This window comes from Gemmatimonadota bacterium (genome assembly GCA_040388535.1).
Taxonomy (GTDB): domain Bacteria; phylum Gemmatimonadota; class Gemmatimonadetes; order Gemmatimonadales; family GWC2-71-9; genus Palsa-1233.
In genome coordinates this window covers 331,938-347,125 of sequence record JAZKBR010000001.1, presented here as the reverse complement: position 1 = coordinate 347,125, position 15,188 = coordinate 331,938, and the positions used below count along the sequence as shown (strand labels likewise).

General features: G+C 67.5%; 15 protein-coding genes. 5 read left to right on the top strand and 10 right to left on the bottom strand.

Annotated elements, in window-relative coordinates; translation table 11 throughout:
- Positions 1–136: 136 nt before the first annotated feature.
- Entirely contained in the window at positions 137–949 is an 813-nt protein-coding gene (locus V4558_01615; protein ID MES2304171.1) for a hypothetical protein, read from the top strand.
- An 85-nt stretch (positions 950–1,034) separates the two neighbouring features.
- Here V4558_01615 and V4558_01610 read toward each other — a convergent pair whose 3' ends face one another.
- From V4558_01610 to V4558_01570, 9 genes are read right to left on the bottom strand one after another with little or no spacing between them, the layout of a single operon-like run.
- Entirely contained in the window at positions 1,035–2,948 is a 1,914-nt protein-coding gene (locus V4558_01610) for a PDZ domain-containing protein (GenBank protein MES2304170.1), read from the bottom strand.
- A gap of 13 nt (positions 2,949–2,961) precedes the next feature.
- Complete coding sequence (locus V4558_01605) at positions 2,962–3,933, bottom strand: oligopeptide/dipeptide ABC transporter ATP-binding protein (GenBank protein MES2304169.1); 972 nt, start codon at positions 3,931–3,933, stop codon at positions 2,962–2,964.
- Complete coding sequence (locus V4558_01600) at positions 3,930–4,910, bottom strand: ABC transporter ATP-binding protein (GenBank protein MES2304168.1); 981 nt, start codon at positions 4,908–4,910, stop codon at positions 3,930–3,932. Before V4558_01600 ends, V4558_01605 begins: the two co-directional genes overlap by 4 nt.
- Complete coding sequence (locus V4558_01595; GenBank protein ID MES2304167.1) at positions 4,907–5,713, bottom strand: ABC transporter permease; 807 nt, start codon at positions 5,711–5,713, stop codon at positions 4,907–4,909. The genes V4558_01600 and V4558_01595 overlap by 4 nt, the downstream gene beginning before the upstream one ends.
- The gene (locus V4558_01590) at positions 5,710–6,681 is read right to left on the bottom strand and encodes an ABC transporter permease (GenBank protein ID MES2304166.1); all 972 of its coding nucleotides are present in this window, start codon (positions 6,679–6,681) and stop codon (positions 5,710–5,712) included. The genes V4558_01595 and V4558_01590 overlap by 4 nt, the downstream gene beginning before the upstream one ends.
- A gap of 1 nt (position 6,682) precedes the next feature.
- The gene (locus V4558_01585; protein MES2304165.1) at positions 6,683–8,308 is read right to left on the bottom strand and encodes a peptide ABC transporter substrate-binding protein; all 1,626 of its coding nucleotides are present in this window, start codon (positions 8,306–8,308) and stop codon (positions 6,683–6,685) included.
- Positions 8,309–8,342: 34 nt separating this feature from the next.
- Positions 8,343–9,059: a hypothetical protein gene (locus tag V4558_01580; protein MES2304164.1), complete on the bottom strand. Its 717-nt coding sequence runs from the start codon at positions 9,057–9,059 to the stop codon at positions 8,343–8,345.
- A 47-nt stretch (positions 9,060–9,106) separates the two neighbouring features.
- Positions 9,107–9,703, bottom strand: a complete 597-nt coding sequence (gene coaE / locus V4558_01575; protein ID MES2304163.1) for a dephospho-CoA kinase — start codon at positions 9,701–9,703, stop codon at positions 9,107–9,109.
- The gene (locus V4558_01570) at positions 9,700–10,311 is read right to left on the bottom strand and encodes a thymidine kinase (protein ID MES2304162.1); all 612 of its coding nucleotides are present in this window, start codon (positions 10,309–10,311) and stop codon (positions 9,700–9,702) included. The genes coaE and V4558_01570 overlap by 4 nt, the downstream gene beginning before the upstream one ends.
- Before the next feature lie 177 nt (positions 10,312–10,488).
- Between V4558_01570 and V4558_01565 the strand changes: the two genes are divergently transcribed.
- Positions 10,489–10,779, top strand: coding sequence for an HU family DNA-binding protein (locus V4558_01565; GenBank protein ID MES2304161.1), 291 nt, complete (start codon positions 10,489–10,491; stop codon positions 10,777–10,779).
- Positions 10,780–10,838: 59 nt separating this feature from the next.
- Here V4558_01565 and V4558_01560 read toward each other — a convergent pair whose 3' ends face one another.
- Complete coding sequence (locus V4558_01560) at positions 10,839–12,392, bottom strand: DbpA RNA binding domain-containing protein (protein ID MES2304160.1); 1,554 nt, start codon at positions 12,390–12,392, stop codon at positions 10,839–10,841.
- 147 nt (positions 12,393–12,539) lie between these two features.
- On the opposite strand from V4558_01560, the gene V4558_01555 reads away from it, so the two are divergent.
- From V4558_01555 to V4558_01545, 3 genes are read left to right on the top strand one after another with little or no spacing between them, the layout of a single operon-like run.
- A complete protein-coding gene (locus tag V4558_01555) occupies positions 12,540–13,739 on the top strand; it encodes a pyridoxal phosphate-dependent aminotransferase (protein ID MES2304159.1) in 1,200 nt (399 codons plus the stop codon).
- Positions 13,739–14,242 carry a hypothetical protein gene (locus V4558_01550; GenBank protein ID MES2304158.1) on the top strand — a complete coding sequence of 168 codons (504 nt, stop codon included), beginning with the start codon at positions 13,739–13,741 and terminating at the stop codon, positions 14,240–14,242. Before V4558_01555 ends, V4558_01550 begins: the two co-directional genes overlap by 1 nt.
- Positions 14,178–15,185: a hypothetical protein gene (locus V4558_01545; GenBank protein ID MES2304157.1), complete on the top strand. Its 1,008-nt coding sequence runs from the start codon at positions 14,178–14,180 to the stop codon at positions 15,183–15,185. The genes V4558_01550 and V4558_01545 overlap by 65 nt, the downstream gene beginning before the upstream one ends.
- Positions 15,186–15,188 lie beyond the last annotated feature (3 nt).

Here is a 15,188-nt window from a genome sequence, read left to right as displayed (position 1 = left end):
CTCGGCCGTGCCGGGGGTTAAGCCCGGTCCATGAATGTGTCCTTCAACGTTTTCATTGGGTCAGCCATATCAATAGATTGTCCCACCCACTGGTCCCGCGTGCAAGGTTGCGCACTCACACTTGACCCCGCCCTCCATGCCACATGCCCGGCGCTCCTGGCGCCGCACAGCCCTCGTTGTGGCCCTGATTCCCGCCCTCGCCAGCTGTTCGGCGATCGGGATGGAACTGCCGAACTACGGCTACTACGGGTTCGCGCCGAAGCCCGACGGAAGCAAGCTCAAGAGCCTGACCATTGCCGAACGGGCCGAGGGGATCGTTGGCGACCCACCCAAGATGCTGGGCGAAGCCACGTTTCAACTTGACACCGCGATGGTCGGGACCAAGGAGGCGTGGTTACTGACCCGGACCCGGACGTCGGCGAATCTCGCTGAGCAGACGGACTCCATCTGGCTCGAGCGGTGGACGCTCAAGCCGATCGCCACCTGGGGTCGCTTCGCCGACGGACAGATCCGGCAGACCTTCGATCGCCGTGCGGTGGTCACTGAAAAGATTTCGCTCAAGGGGCGGCACTCGAAGTCGCGCCTGTTGCTGGATGCCGAGGCATACGCGGAGCCCGGGATCGAACTGGTGATGGCGACGATGCCGCTCTCGGAGAACTACAACGGCGCCTTGCCGCTGGTGCTGACGCAACGTCCCGAGGAGTTGCACTGGCTCCGGTTCCGTGTGGCGCAGAAGGTCTTTGTGCCAGGCGACAACGGCGCGCTGCGGCAGACCTGGGTCATCGAAGGCGATCTCGATGGTGTCCTGCGTCGCTACTGGATCGACGCTGATGATCGCTACATCGTGAAGTGGGAGGAGCCGGCGCCGGATGGTACGACAGTGCGCTGGACCCGGGGACGTTCGATGCCGCGCCTCAAGACCTTCCAGGTCGAAAAGCTCGGCGGCTGATTCGAGGTTGGCCAGCCACAACAAAGGGCGCCCCACCGTGACCGGTGGGGCGCCCTTTGTCTGCAGTGATGGCGGAACTATCGGATCAGTTCTTCACCTTGCTGCTGATCCACGCCGCGCGAAACGCGAGTTGCGCGGCGGTCGGGGTCTTGCCGGCATCCTCGAAGGTGACCACCTGCACGGCCGGGTTCTCCGCGACTGTGAGTGACGTCTCGCGGCGCCCCGCACGCCCTTCGTAGCCGATGTTCAGCTTCTCACCCGGCTTCTTCGCCGCGATGGCAGCCGAGAGGACCGAATCCGCCGTGATCTCCTTCCCTTCGACCGTGAGAATCCGGTCGCCGGTCTCGAGCCCGGCGGCGTACAGCGGCGTGCCGACGAGGACCGAGCCGGCAATGGTGTAGCCCGAGGCGGTCGGTGCCTGGGCTGGCGCGCCACCGCGCGGGCCACCGCGATTGCCGCCACCGAAGAAGTTCACGCCGACCCACGGTGCGCCGGCCTGCGACTTCCGCACCAGCATTCCGGCGGGCTCGAGCAGCGCGTTGTAGTCGGGGAGTTCGTGGCCATCGACATATCGCGTCCAGAAATTGTTTGCCCACGCGGTGTCACCCGCCACACTGCCGAGAATCCGGCGCGCATCATCGAGCGTGTAGGCGATCTGCGGCTTGCCGCGCTGCAGCCACATCTGGCGCATGAAATCATCGAGCGACTTGCCGTGCGCGCGGAGCGACAGATCCATCGCGAGCGCGATCCCTGCTCCGTAGGTGTAGTAGGAGATGAAGTTGTTCGCGGTATTCTGCTGGTCGATCGACACGCCGGCATCCTGGAACACCGCTTGCTGGCTCATCTGGATCGGTCCGAAGATCCGGCGCCCCGGCGAATTGGTGACGGCATTGACTGTCCCGCTCAGTCCGCGCGGGAAGTTGGCTGCCGTCGACAGCCCTGCGCGAGTCATCACCAGTGGGCCGTAGTACTGGGTGAACCCCTCGGCGATCCAGAGGGCATCCGACATGTTGGCGCGATCGTAGTCGAACGGTTCCAGGGTCTTCGGGCGGATCCGCTTGACGTTCCAGGTGTGGAAGAATTCGTGCGAAACGGTGCCGAGCGGGCCGTTGCCGTTATCACCCATGCTGTTGCCGCCGGTCACGCTGGTCGAGTTGCGGTGCTCCATGCCGTCGCCGCTGCAGCTGGGACGGTAGCACGCGACGAAGGTGTAGTTGCCGTAATCAAAGGCCGGCAATTCGCCGAAGACTGCTGCCGCCTCGCTCACGATCTTCTTCGCGCCGTCGGCATAGGTGTCGATCGACGATGCCGGGGCCGGATCGTCAACCGCCGTGCGAATCGTCTGCGTGCGCCCGCCACTCGTCAGCTGCCACTCGCGCCACTGGATCGCGCCCAGGTGGGTCGGTGAGTCGAAGAAGTACTGCATGCCGGGCGCGGTGAACGTCGTTCCGCTCTTGTCGCCCACCAGCTGGGTCGCCACCGTCCAGCTCGGATCGGGCTTGTCGATGACGAGCTTGATCGGGCGCGCTTCGAGGCCGCGCGCGTACATGAAGGTCCCCTGCGGCTGGATGTGTGCCTGGACCAGATCGAAGCCCGAGTAGGTACCATCGGCGCGGTTGGCGAAGATGGTATAGCTGATTTTCACCGTGCCATCGTGGCCGGTGACATCCCAGCCATACGGATCGGGCCGGGTCACCCGAAGCGTCTTCCCCTTCGAGTCGACCGCCTTCACAGCGTAGACATTCTTGGCGTATTCGTGCAGCGCATACCGGCCGGTCGACGAGCGCGCCATCCGTGCGTGCAGCGTGCCAGCGGGGAGGGCAGTGAACGTCGCCGTCACTTCCGCTTCGTGATGGGCCGCATTCGGGAAAGCGATCTGGTAGACAATGACCGGGCCCTTGTTCGCGGTCGTGATCGGGTTCAGCTGGGCCGTGGCGGGGAGAACGGCCGCCAGGGCGAGCACCAGGGCAAGTGCCGGAGTACGGGAGCGCAAACGCATCAGGTGAATCTCCTCAGGTGTCGGCGTAGTGACAGGCGACCTCGCGGTCGCCGATGGTGCGAAGCGCCGGGCGCTCGGCCGTGCAGCGCGCGTCGCGGTGCGGGTGAAAGCAGCGGGGAGCAAAGGGACACCCCGGCGGCGGTGCGGCCGGGGAAGGCGGTTCACCGTCGAGCACTATACGGCGGCGGCCCGAGGCCGGGTTCGGATCGGGCACAGCGGATACGAGTGCCTGGGTGTACGGGTGCCGTGGCATGCTGATGATCGAGCGCGCCGGCCCGATTTCGACGATCGTCCCGAGATACATCACGGCGACGCGATGGGCCACCTGCTGGACCACGGCGAGGTCATGGGCGATGAACAGGTAGGCGAGCTGGCGCCGGTCGCGCAGGTCGAGCAGGAGGTTGAGCACTTGGGCCTGCACCGAGACGTCGAGCGCCGAGACCGGTTCGTCGCAGACCACGAAGCGCGGTTCGACGGCAAGCGCACGCGCGATCCCGACCCGTTGCCGTTGTCCCCCCGAAAACTCGTGCGGATATCTGCTCGCATATGAGGCATCCAGGCCGACTTCCTCCAGCAACTGGCTCACGCGGGCCGGGACCTCCCGCGTCGGAACCAGCCGATGGATGATCAGACCTTCGGCCACCGAGTCACCGATGGTGCGCCGGGGATTGAGCGCGCCGAGCGGATCCTGGAAGACGATCTGCATCCTCCGCCTGGTCGCGCGCATCGTGGCGGGGTCGAGCGTGGCGAGGTCGTTGCCCTCGAAGCGTACGATGCCGGCCGTGGGCGGCTCGAGACGGAGCACGGCACGGCCGACGGTGCTCTTGCCGCTGCCACTCTCACCCACCAGACCAAGAGTCTCGCCAGGGGCGATCGTGAAGGAGACGCCATCGACCGCTTTCACCGGTGGCTTGGCCCTCGAGAGGAAGCCGCCGCTCTGGTAGTGCTTCACGAGTCCTTCGACCGAAAGCAGCGGCGCGGTCACGTTGCCGCTCCCGTCGCAACCCAGCAGGCCACCTCGTGCGCCGAGCCGACGCTTTCGAGCAGCGGTCGCTCCGTCACGCAGCGAGCGATCTTCAAGGGGCAGCGCGGATGGAAGCGGCACCCGGTGGGCCAGGCATCGGGCGGCGGGACGCTGCCTGCAATCGGCGTCAGTCGCGTCGTGGTGGAGTCGAGTCGCGGAATCGATGCAAAGAGTCCGCGCGTGTACGGGTGTGCGGGCGAGGCAAAGAGCGCCGCCGTCACGCTTTGCTCCACGACGCGTCCGGCATACATCACCAGCACGCGATCGGCTCGCCCTGCCACGATGCCGAGGTCGTGGGTAATGAGGAGCACAGCCATCCCGCGGGCTTGCCGCAGCGTGTCGAGCAGTTCGAGCATCTGCGCCTGCACGGTGACGTCGAGCGCGGTGGTCGGTTCGTCGGCGATCAGCAATTCCGGTTCGCCGGCAAGCGCGATCGCCAGCATCACGCGCTGACGCATGCCACCGCTCAACTGATGGGGGTAGACATCCACCCGCGCGGCCGGATCGGCAATGCCGACCTCGGTGAGCAGGGCGATAGCCCGCGCGCGTGCATCGGCGCGCGGCACCCGCGCGTGCGCCGTGATGGCTTCGGCGATCTGGTCGCCGATCTTCATCACCGGATTCAGCGACGACATCGGATCCTGGAAGACCATCGCAATGCGGCGACCGCGAACAGCGCGCAGCGCGCGCTCATCGGCGCGGGCGAGGTCGGTGCCGAGCAGGCGGATGGCGGTCTGCGACCCGAGCACGGCATTCGAGGGGAGGAGTCGCGGAATCGCGAGCCCGGTGAGCGTCTTGCCGCAGCCGGACTCCCCGACCAGGGCGACGAGTTCACCGGAGGCGATGGTGAAGCTCACGTCATCGACCGGGATCAGCGGCGTCGTCTCGCGGCGCGGGAAGGTGATCTGGAGATTCTCGACCTCGAGCAGGGCGGTCATCGGCTGTCGGGCTGGAGGGAGCGGCGCAGGGCTTCGCCGATCAATGTGGCGGCGGAGGTGGCCGCGACCAAGGCCGCTGCCGGGAAGAAGAGCAGCCACGGCGCCTGGCCGATCACGTCGCGCGCCTCGAACAGCATCCCGCCCCACGAGGGCGCCGGCACCGGAAGTCCCAGTCCGATGAACGAGAGCCCCGCCTCCAGCAGGATCGCATCGGCAACGCCGAGCGTCGCGGCGACCAGGACCGGTGGCAGGGTCGCGGGAAAGATCTCGCGCCAGAGAATGCGCGCAGGGGTGTCGCCCAGCGCACGGGCGGCCTCGACCCAGGGTGCGTGACGGAGCCGCAAGGTTTCGCCACGGACGAGTCGCGCGATGCCGGGCCAGCCGGTGATGCCGATCATCATGGCAAGCTGCATGGTGCTCAGTGCCCCGGTGGCAGCGAGCAGTACCAGCAGCACGATGATCCGCGGCAGGGCGAGGCCGATATCGATGAGCCGCCGCCAGAAGCCGGCAGCGATGCCGTCCGCGCTTCCCGCGGCGAGGCCGAGGAGCGACCCGATGCCGACGGCGACGGAGATCGCGATCGCCGCAATCAGGAGTGAGTTGCGGCCACCCCAGGCGAGGCGGGAGAGGACGTCGCGTGAGAAGGCGTCGGTGCCGAACCAGTGCGCCGCGTTGGGGGCGATGAGTGCGCCGTGCGCCAGGTCGGGTTGCAGGGCCGGATCCACCGCCATCCACGGCGCGACCACCACGAAGAGCAGCAGGGCGGCGAGCAGTCCGAGTCCAAGCCGCAGCGAGTTGTTCATGGGTGGCGTTGCGCCGGATCGACGACGCGATACAGAATGTCCGCCACCAGTGCGCCGACCTGGACCGCGACCACCAGCAGCAATCCGGCACCCATCACCAGCGGCACATCACGCGCCTGCGTCGCCTCGGCGATGAGCGACCCGAGACCCGGCCAGCCAAAGAGTCCTTCGATGAACACCGCACCAGCCACCAGCATCGGCAGCCAGAGCCCGAAGAGCGTGACGATCGGGGTGAGCGCGGGCCGCCAGCAATGTCGCCACGCTACCGCCGCCGGCGACACGCCGCGTGCGCGCGCCGCCCGGACCCACGGTGCATTCACCACGGCGAGTGCGGCCGCGCGCTGTTGCCGCAATGGGACCGCGATGGTGGCGATGACCATGGCCGTGAGCGGCAACACCAGGTGCCTCACACGATCGACGAAGATCGCGCCCGCGTCGGCATCGACCGGCAGGAGCACATTGCGGTATCCGGCGACCGGCAGCCAGGGCAGCTTGATTCCGAAGAGCCAGACCAGCAGCATCCCCGCGACAAACGACGGTACGGCGTAACCGAGAATGGAGAGGGCGCCGAGGGCCCTGGCGCGCCAGCTCTCCGGATGGAGCGCGGCCCAGAGTCCGAGCGCGAGTCCGAGCGTGAAATCGACGAGGAGCGTGAGCGAGCCGAGCAGCAGGGTCGGGCCGATCCGTTCGAGGAGCACGGTGCCGACGGGAATCCCGCGCGTCATTGAATAGCCCAGGTCACCACGCGCGAGCGCCGTGAAATAGTCGAGTACCTTGGTCGGCAGCGGACGGTCGGTTCCCCAACGTGCCGTGAGTGCCGCGAGCTGCTCCGGAGTGGCACCCTTGTCGCCGACCAGTGCGGTGAGGGGATCGCCCGGCAGCAGGTGCACCAGCACGACCAGCGCGATCGCCGCCACCAGCGCGGTGATGAGCGCGTCGGCTCCACGCCGGAGGAGCCAGTGGTTCACGCTAGCGATCGCGCGGCAGGGCCAGTTCTGGCTTCACGCGCCAGAGCCAGAGCGAGCGCCAGCTCTTCGACGGCCAGATGGTGACATTGGTGAATCGCTGATGTACGGCGACCAGACTGACCGGAGCGGCGAGGAAGATGGCAGGATGCCACGCACTCATCCGCGCAATCACGGCACCCCATGCGGCGACGGGTTGCTTGCTCGTGGTCGCGACCCGGGTCAATCGGTCGAAGGCTGAATCGCACCAGTGGCCGACGTTCGAAGTACCCGGCGTGGTTGCGGTCGTGCACGACCAGCTTTGCACCAGTGATGAGGGAGCAGGATCCTGACTCGCACCAGCGAAATCGAGATCCCACCGGCCGGACTCCCGCTTGGGGCCATACTCCGCACGCTCGACGAGATCGAGATCTGCCTGCACCCCGACCGCGCGCCACATCTGCTGCGCCTGGATTCCCACCGGGCGTCGCGTCGGCGAATTGGGGAGGAGCACCGTGAGTCGCAGTGGTTTCCCGTTGCGGTCGAGGATCCCGTCACCGTCACTGTCGCGCCAGCCCGCAGCTGCCAGCAGGGCCTTGGCGCGCGGCAGGTTCTGCTGTGCGCCGCGGACGCCTCCGGGAGTGATCCAGCCCCAGAGCTGCGACTGAGCCGCGTCGGGAATTCCCACGCCGGGTTGCCAGACCGAGGCCGCCATCGTCTGCCGGTCCAGCGCGAGCGTTAGCGCCTCGCGTACCCGAACATCACTCAGGATTGGATTGGGCTGCGCGGTGTCCGCAGGATTCCGGCTGTTGAAGAGCGCGTATGACAGGATGTTGCTGGCCACCGTGATGAGCCGGAGCTGCGGCTGGGTCTTGAGCTCTGCCACGTTTGCGAGCGGCACGCCTTCGAGCACATCGGTTTCGCCACTGAGCAACAGATTCTTCCGCGCGGTGGCGTCGGCGACGTAGCGGAAGAGCAGCCGTCCGATACCCGGCTTGCCGAGGTGAAACGCCGGGTTCGCTTGAAGTTCGGTGAATTCGCCCGGAACCCGTCGCACGAATCGGTACGGTCCATTCCCGACCGGCTCGCGCGCCCACGCCGAGGTGAGAATGGATTCCGCCGGCATCCGTTCGAGCAAGTGGGCCGGCATCGGAATCAGATTGAAGCCCGCCAGATACACCTGTTCGGGGAACGAACGCCGGAAGCGGATTCGAACGCTCTGTGGTGTGGCGACCTCTACGGCCGCGATCGGCTCCAGGGTGGCCAGGCCGTTGTAGGCGACGACGGGATTGGACATCAACTTCCAGGCGAACACCACGTCGTTCGCGACCACGGGCTTGCCATCGTGCCAGTGCGCGCGGGGATCGAGGTCGAAGACGATGGTGAGTGAATCGACGCGCCGCCAGGCTCGGGCGAGCTCGGGGCGCAGGGCGTCATCGCCGGTGGTGCGCAGTGAGGCGGCGAGCCCGGCGAGCCGGAGAAACATCTGGTCGGCCACATCGGCATCGGCCGTGGTGGTCGACCCGACGATCGGAAACGGCCGGGTGACTTCCTGTCCGATGCCCATGACCAGCGTGCCCGGCACAGTACGAGTCTGTTGTGCAGCGAGCGGTGCGACGAGAGCAAAGATGAGCAGGAAGGTTCGACGCATCAGGGCGACCTCGGCAGCGGGAGCGGGGGACCCATCATCGGCGCCACGTCCAGAGCGGATCGCGGTACCGTGCTACGTGCTTCACGCTGGCGAGGTTCGCCCGCGCGGTCAACTCCGGATCGATCATCCGGGCGCCACGATCCAGCCATTCCTGCACGATCGCCGCACTCAGCGCTGCAGCAGCCGGTAGTATCGGCACGACGTGCGGCGCCGCCTCGTCACTATCGGCGTTGCTCCCGGCGCGGAAGCGTGCCAGCGTGGTGGTTCGCGCTGCACGCGCAATGGCGCCATGCTGCAACAGTGCCAGTGGGCTCAACACCTGAGCCGAGCCGATGACCTTGCCACCGCCGACAATCACCTCACCGCCGATCGCCACATCAAAGCAGGCACCACGACGCAATCCGGGCAACCGGGAGGGCGGCGGCGCGAGGGTCGCGGCGATGCCGAGTCGCGCCAGTGCGGCGGCCAGCCATTCGTGAATCGTGCGATAGGCCACCTGCGGCGCCCCGTACGTCGTCAGCGGACCGGCGCAGGCATAAGTGAGGTCGTCCTCGTCGTGCCAGACGGCGCGTCCGCCGCTCGGACGTCGCACCGTCGGGACACCGGCTCGTTCGAGTGCATCACGCTGCCAGTGGCGCGCGGCGGATTCGTTCGCGCCGAAGGAAACAGTACTGGTCGACCACTGATAGAGTCGCAGCACGTCGCTGCGTTCTGCTTCCGCGAGGTCACGCAGCGCGTGATCGACGGCCATCTGCTCCCATTCCGCACGGGGCGTGGTGTCGAGCCAGAGCTGGGTTGTCAGCGGCGGATCGCCTCCCAGACCGCTCGGGTCCGGGCGTCGAGGCTCGCACGATCGCTGTCGTTGTCAATGATCCAGGTCGCCCGCGGTCGCTTCCCGTCGGTGGGTACCTGGGCGGCGATCAACGCGAAGGCTTCATGGGCCGGGAGCCCCCGATCGTGGACCAACCGGGCGTGGCGGTAGGCAACCGGTGCGTCCACGAGGATGACACCATCGAAGAGGGCCGGGTCCACCGCCTCGAAGAAGAGCGGGATGTCGCAGATGACCACTTCGTCGCCCCGGCGGCGCGCCGCTGCGACGAGCTCCTGCCGTTGCCGCTCGACCGCGGGGTGCACGATCGCCTCGAGGTCACGCTTGGCGGCGGGATCGGAGACGATCCGCCGCCGCAACGCCGCCCGGTCGAGGGCGCCGTCAGCCCGACGCATCGCCGGCCCGAAGTGCCCGAGGATCGCCGCGTAGACCGGCTGCCCCGGGCGCTGCAGTTCGCGCACCAGGGCATCGGCGTCGATCACCGTGGCGCCCCAGCTCCGAAGCAGATTCGCCACGGTGGATTTGCCGGCAGCGACGTTGCCGGTCAGGGCGACGACTTTGGTCACAACAGGGGGACCTGGTCCTCGGCGAGGCGAGGCACCTGGAAGCAGCGCCGGCAGCGCGCCTCGTAACTTTCGCTCCCGCCCACCATCACGACCGGCATGTCCCACCGGGCCGGACGCCCGTCCACGAGCCGCTGGTTGCGGCAGGCCAGGTCGCCGCAGACCACACAGATGGCCTGGAGTTTGGTCACTTCCTCGGCGATCGCCATCAGGTGGCCCATCATCCCGAAGGGCTCGCCGCGGAAGTCGGTGTCGGTCCCGGCGAGCACGACCCGGACGCCGCGCTCGGCGAGATGGGTCGCCACCTCGACGATGCCGGCATCGAGAAACTGGACCTCGTCAACGGCGACGAAATCGATCAGCTCGGGCTCCGGAAGCCGGCGCAGGATCTCGTCGGAACGGTCTATTGGCGCGGCTTCCAGCGCGATGCCCGTGTGACTCGAGACGTGATGGAGTCCCTGGTATCGCTGGTCCAGATGCGACTTGAAAACCTGCACGCGCTTCTTCGCGATGAGGGCCCGGCGGACCCGCCGGATCAGCTCTTCGCTCTTGCCGCTGAACATCACTCCGGCCACCACTTCGATGCGTCCGGGTCGGGAAGGTAGGGTCATTGGGGATTCGTCAAGGGGGTGTCAGCCGGAAGTCCGCTTGCCGTGCGGGATGCAGCGGCACGCATCCGGATTTGTCAAGCATCTTGCGTTGTTTCGAGCGCGTGTCCCATATTCTCCGCCGTCGGGGCCACACTGGCCCGCGATCGGATCCAACCCAACATTTCCCAGGAGCTCATCATGAACAAGATGGAGATGATCGAAGCGGTCGCGAAGGCCCTCGATACCTCGAAGGCGCATGCCGGCGAGATCGTGGACCTGTTCTTCTCGACCGAAGGCCTCCTTGCCAAGGAGCTCAAGAAGGGCGGCAGCATCAACCTGACCGGTTTCGGCAGCTTCGAAGTCCGCAAGCGCGCCGCCCGCGAAGGCCGCAACCCGCAGACCGGCGCCACCATCAAGATCAAGGCGTCCAAGGTGCCTGCGTTCCGTCCGGGCAAGGGTCTCAAGGATCTCGTCAACAAGGCCAAGTAACACCGCAGGAAGTCCGCAGTCGGACTACGGGCCGCCCCGCTGGGCGGCCCGTCGGCGTTTCAGCTCCTCGGCCGGAACGGCGGCCGCCCGCCACTCCCGCCAGTGCTCCCCCCGCCTCGCATCGAGCCACCCGGTCGCTCGGTCGGCCCCCGGTCGACGCGCGCCGTCAGCCGCCGCCGGCGAATCGTGAGCCCGGTGAGCTTCTCGGCGATCCGGTCGGCATCCGCCGCCGGCACTTCCACCAGCGTGAAAGTATCGCGCAATTCGACCCGCCCGATGAGGGAGCGATCGATGCCGACTTCCTTCACCAGCACCGCGACGAGATCCCCAACTGTCGCTTCGTCCTTCTTGCCGGCACCGACCCAGAGTTTGGCGACGGCGAGACCGCCCACGGGCGTCGCGCTCTGGACCGGCATCGCCTGAACGACCGGGAGCGCCTCACGGCGTGCCTCAGCGCCGCGCCAGAGCCCGAACAGCGCCGCAGCGACCACCTGTGGCTCGAATCGCTCGAAGAGCGGAGCGAGGGCGTAGAGTGCCGCTGCGTCGGGGCCGTGTTCGAGCGCGGCAAGGACCTGCCCGCGCACCCCGGCATCGCGACGCATCAGGGCGGTCGCCGCCGACTCGAGGAGCATCGGTCGGCGCGGCGCGGCCACCCGGGCCACGTGCCCTTCGACTCCAGGCGGGACCAGCAGCACGACGTCGCCGGCGGCCGTGAGCGCACGCAGCGCCTCAAGGCTTGGCGGATCGTAACAGACGATCGTGCCACCATCGGGAATCGTCTGGCTCAACAGCGAGATGCCGTCGCCCAGGCCGCCCAGCGCACTGCGGAGCAAGGCGTGGTCGCGGGTGTCGGCGGTCCAGATCGTCAGGCGATGTGGGTCGGTCGCTTCGAGGAGCGCGGCGATCGTGGCCGGACGGTTCGACCAGGTCGAGGGCACGGTGCGGACCGGGCCGGCCGGCGTCGGATTGGCGTCGGCCGCCGGCGCACCAACGACGAGGGCACGTCGGGCATACCGCTCGACCAACCCATCGCTTCCTTCGAGCCGCTCGGCACGCGCGGTGATCACCACCCGCTGGGCATCCTTGGGGAGGTCCTGCAACAGCACGGCGATCGCTTCATCGGCGTCCCAGTCTTCGGGCCACGCGAAGACGATCGCGGCAATGCGATCGACGCCGAGGGCGGAGCGAGTGTGCAGGGTGAGTGCGGTGTCGGGGGAGGCGACGAGGATATCGACGGCGTCGGCCTTGAGGCGGCGCGCGGCGCGCGATGCACCGGTTGCTGCTTCGATGCGGAGGGCGCTCCCGTCGGCGAGACCGGCCAGCAAGGCGCCCCATTCGGGAACCAGCGCGGGAGCGGTCAGCACGAGGACCCGGCCACCGTCGGCACGACCGAGGAGCCCGCCGAGGAGCCCGGCGGCGATTGGTCCGGCCCAGGCCGGGGCGGGCGGCAGCACCGCGACGAGATTGGTGCCACGCACGATCGGTGGAACTACATCACGCACGAGTGCGCTGTCGCCATTCCACCCCAGACGTTCCATGCCGGCCGCCACGACGGGCGCCAGCCCCCACGATTCGAAATCCGACACCGGTTCCTCGATTGTCAATTGGTCCATCTGGGCTCTGCTGCGGAGGCAAACTACTCGGCCGACCCGGCGCGGCCAAGCGTTCGAGCTGGCTCTCGTGCGGTTGACACAGGCATCGGAGCGGCAAAGGTTTCCCCTCCCAGCGCCCCAGCCACTTCCAGCCGGATCCGTGCCCGCATGACGTTTCGACCGTCACCGAACCTTGCCTACCTGAAGACCTCGGAAACAGTGGCCATCAGCACGGAGGCAAAGCGTCGCAAGGCGGCCGGAGAGGACGTGCTCGATCTCGGCGTCGGCGAACCCGATTTCGACACGCCTGCCATGGTGGCGGAGGCCGGGATCGAAGCGATTCGTGGCGGCAAGACTCGCTACCCGCCCAACGTGGGCATCCTCGAATTGCGTCGCGCGATGGCCGGCGCGCTTTCGCGGATGAGTGGTGACCGCGCGGTCGATCCGGAACGTCTCATCGTGAGCAATGGTTCGAAGCAGTCGCTCTTCAATGCCTGCTTCGCACTCTTCGGCGTCGGTGATAGCGTGCTGATTCCCTCGCCGGCGTGGGTGTCGTATCCGCAGATCGTGCATCTCACACGCGCCACGCCGGTGATGGTGCCAGGCGATCCCGAGTGGGGGCTGAAGGTTTCGGTCGCCGATCTCGAGCGGCATCGTGATCCATCGACCAAGGGGCTCATCCTCTGCTCGCCCTGCAATCCGACCGGGTCGGTGTACACGGGCGCAGAGCTCGCCGCCATTGCCGCGTGGTGCGGTGAACACGACATCTGGCTCATTTCCGACGAGATCTATCGGCGGATCTATTACGGCGCGGGTCCGGCACCATCCCTCTTCGATCTCGACGACAGCGTCCTCGACCGCAGCGTGGTGATCTACGGCGCCTCCAAGGCCTACGCGATGACGGGGTGGCGCATCGGGGCGGCGTACGCACCACCGGAACTCGTCAAGGCGATGGCCGCCTTCCAGAGCCATACCACCACGGGTGCGAATCAGCCGGCGATGTGGGCGGCCGCCGAAGCCTTCGGCAATCCGGCCGAAGACGTGGAAGTCGACAAGATGGTGGCCGCATTCCGGCGTCGGCGCGATTATCTCGTGGCCCGCTTCCAGGACCAGGCGCCAGGCGTCGAGTTCGTCGAACCGCACGGCGCGTTCTACATCTTCTTCCGCGTTGATGGTCTTGCCCCCGGCATGGGTGGCGCGGCCTTCTGCGATCGACTGATGATGGAGGAGGGCGTGGCGCTGGTGCCGGGGCTCGCCTTCGGTGACGATCGCTGGGTCCGGCTCTCCTACAGCGTGTCGGATGTCGAACTCGAAGCCGCCTGCGATCGCCTGATGCGCTTCATCGCCAAGGTCGGCGGGCCCAGCTGATGGCGCTCGAGATTCACGTCCTCGCGCTCCCCGGCCCACTGCCGGCATTCTCGTGGCGGCGCGATGCCGAGACCGACATTCTCAGCGGAACTTTCGCGAGCGCTCCGCACGGCGCCGGCTATACCGGCACCGTCGAGCTGAATGACGATGAAGGCTCGATCGCGGTGATTGACGTCGCAGGTGGTGTGCTCTGCGGACTCGACATCGTGGTGTGGCCTGAGGTCACCACGATGGCGGGACTCGCGGCGCCTGTCGAGGCCCGCGCAGGACAGGTGGTGGTGCCCTCACGCGCAGCGAAGCGGGGCACGTCGGCGCTGGAATTCGATGCCACGCTGACCGCGTCGGCCGATCCGGGAGAGCGGGTCTATCACGTACGCATCGGCACCCGACGGCCGGTGGAGCCGATCCGGGTTGCCGATCGTTTTCTGGTCGAAGTGGATGCATCGCAGCGACTCGCCGGTTTCTGGCTCGAAGACGTCCCGCCGCTTCCCGATCTCGCCTGATCGCGCCCCGCGCGCGCTGATGCCCGCCTCACCATTTGCTGCCCTGCGTCGTCGCCTCGCTCTCGCGGGAGGACGGCCGAGTGACGCTCCGTCCGAGTCGGCGCAAGGACGCCGCGGTGATGCGAGCTATCGTCCGGCGCGCCTGATCGAATCGCCAATGGCGCACCACCCGCTCGGGCAACCGGTGCCGTGGGACGCCGAGGTCGGCTTTCTCGATGGGACGCAGCATGTCGAACTGGTCGGGTACGTCGGCACCGCGCCGGTCATGGCGGCGGTGATACGTGCCGCGGTGCGAGTGCGGCGGCAGCGACTGTTGCACGCGGCCGTGGTGATGCAGCGGCGGATTGTGACGGCGCGCCCCGAGACGCTGGCGCAGCTCGGCGGTACCCTCGACGGTTACGACGCCATCGCCACCGATGTCGAGGAATCACCTCACCCGATCCGTGATCTCGAGCGGGCCAACGCCGTGGTCGACCGCGTGCGGGGCGAACTCGAAATTCGCGCGGCGCGAGATTTCAGGGCGAACAATGACGGCTGGCTGATTGTCGATGGCTCCTTGAGTGCCTCGCCCGACTGGGCCACCGATCCGCGGATGATCGGCGTCGTGAAGAGCCACGCCTCACTCCCGTTCGAGGGCGATGCCCTGGAGTGTTACCTGACGGTGCCGGCGGGATGTCGTAGCTCGATTTTCGAACCCGCGAGTTCGCGCGTTGCCCCGGTGTACGCCTGGGGCCTGCGGTTGCATGACTTTGCAGGCCGCGATCTCTTTCACGGGCTGGTGCGGATCGAGGTCACCGCGAGTGAGTCGTCCATTGCAGCGGCCGACACCCTGTCGCGTCACTTGCTCGCCGAACGCGCACCGCTCGCGAATGATGCGCGTGCCGATCGGTTGCTCTACGGCATCCATGATGTCGAGCGTTTCTTGCGGGCCCAGGGGAGCTGACGC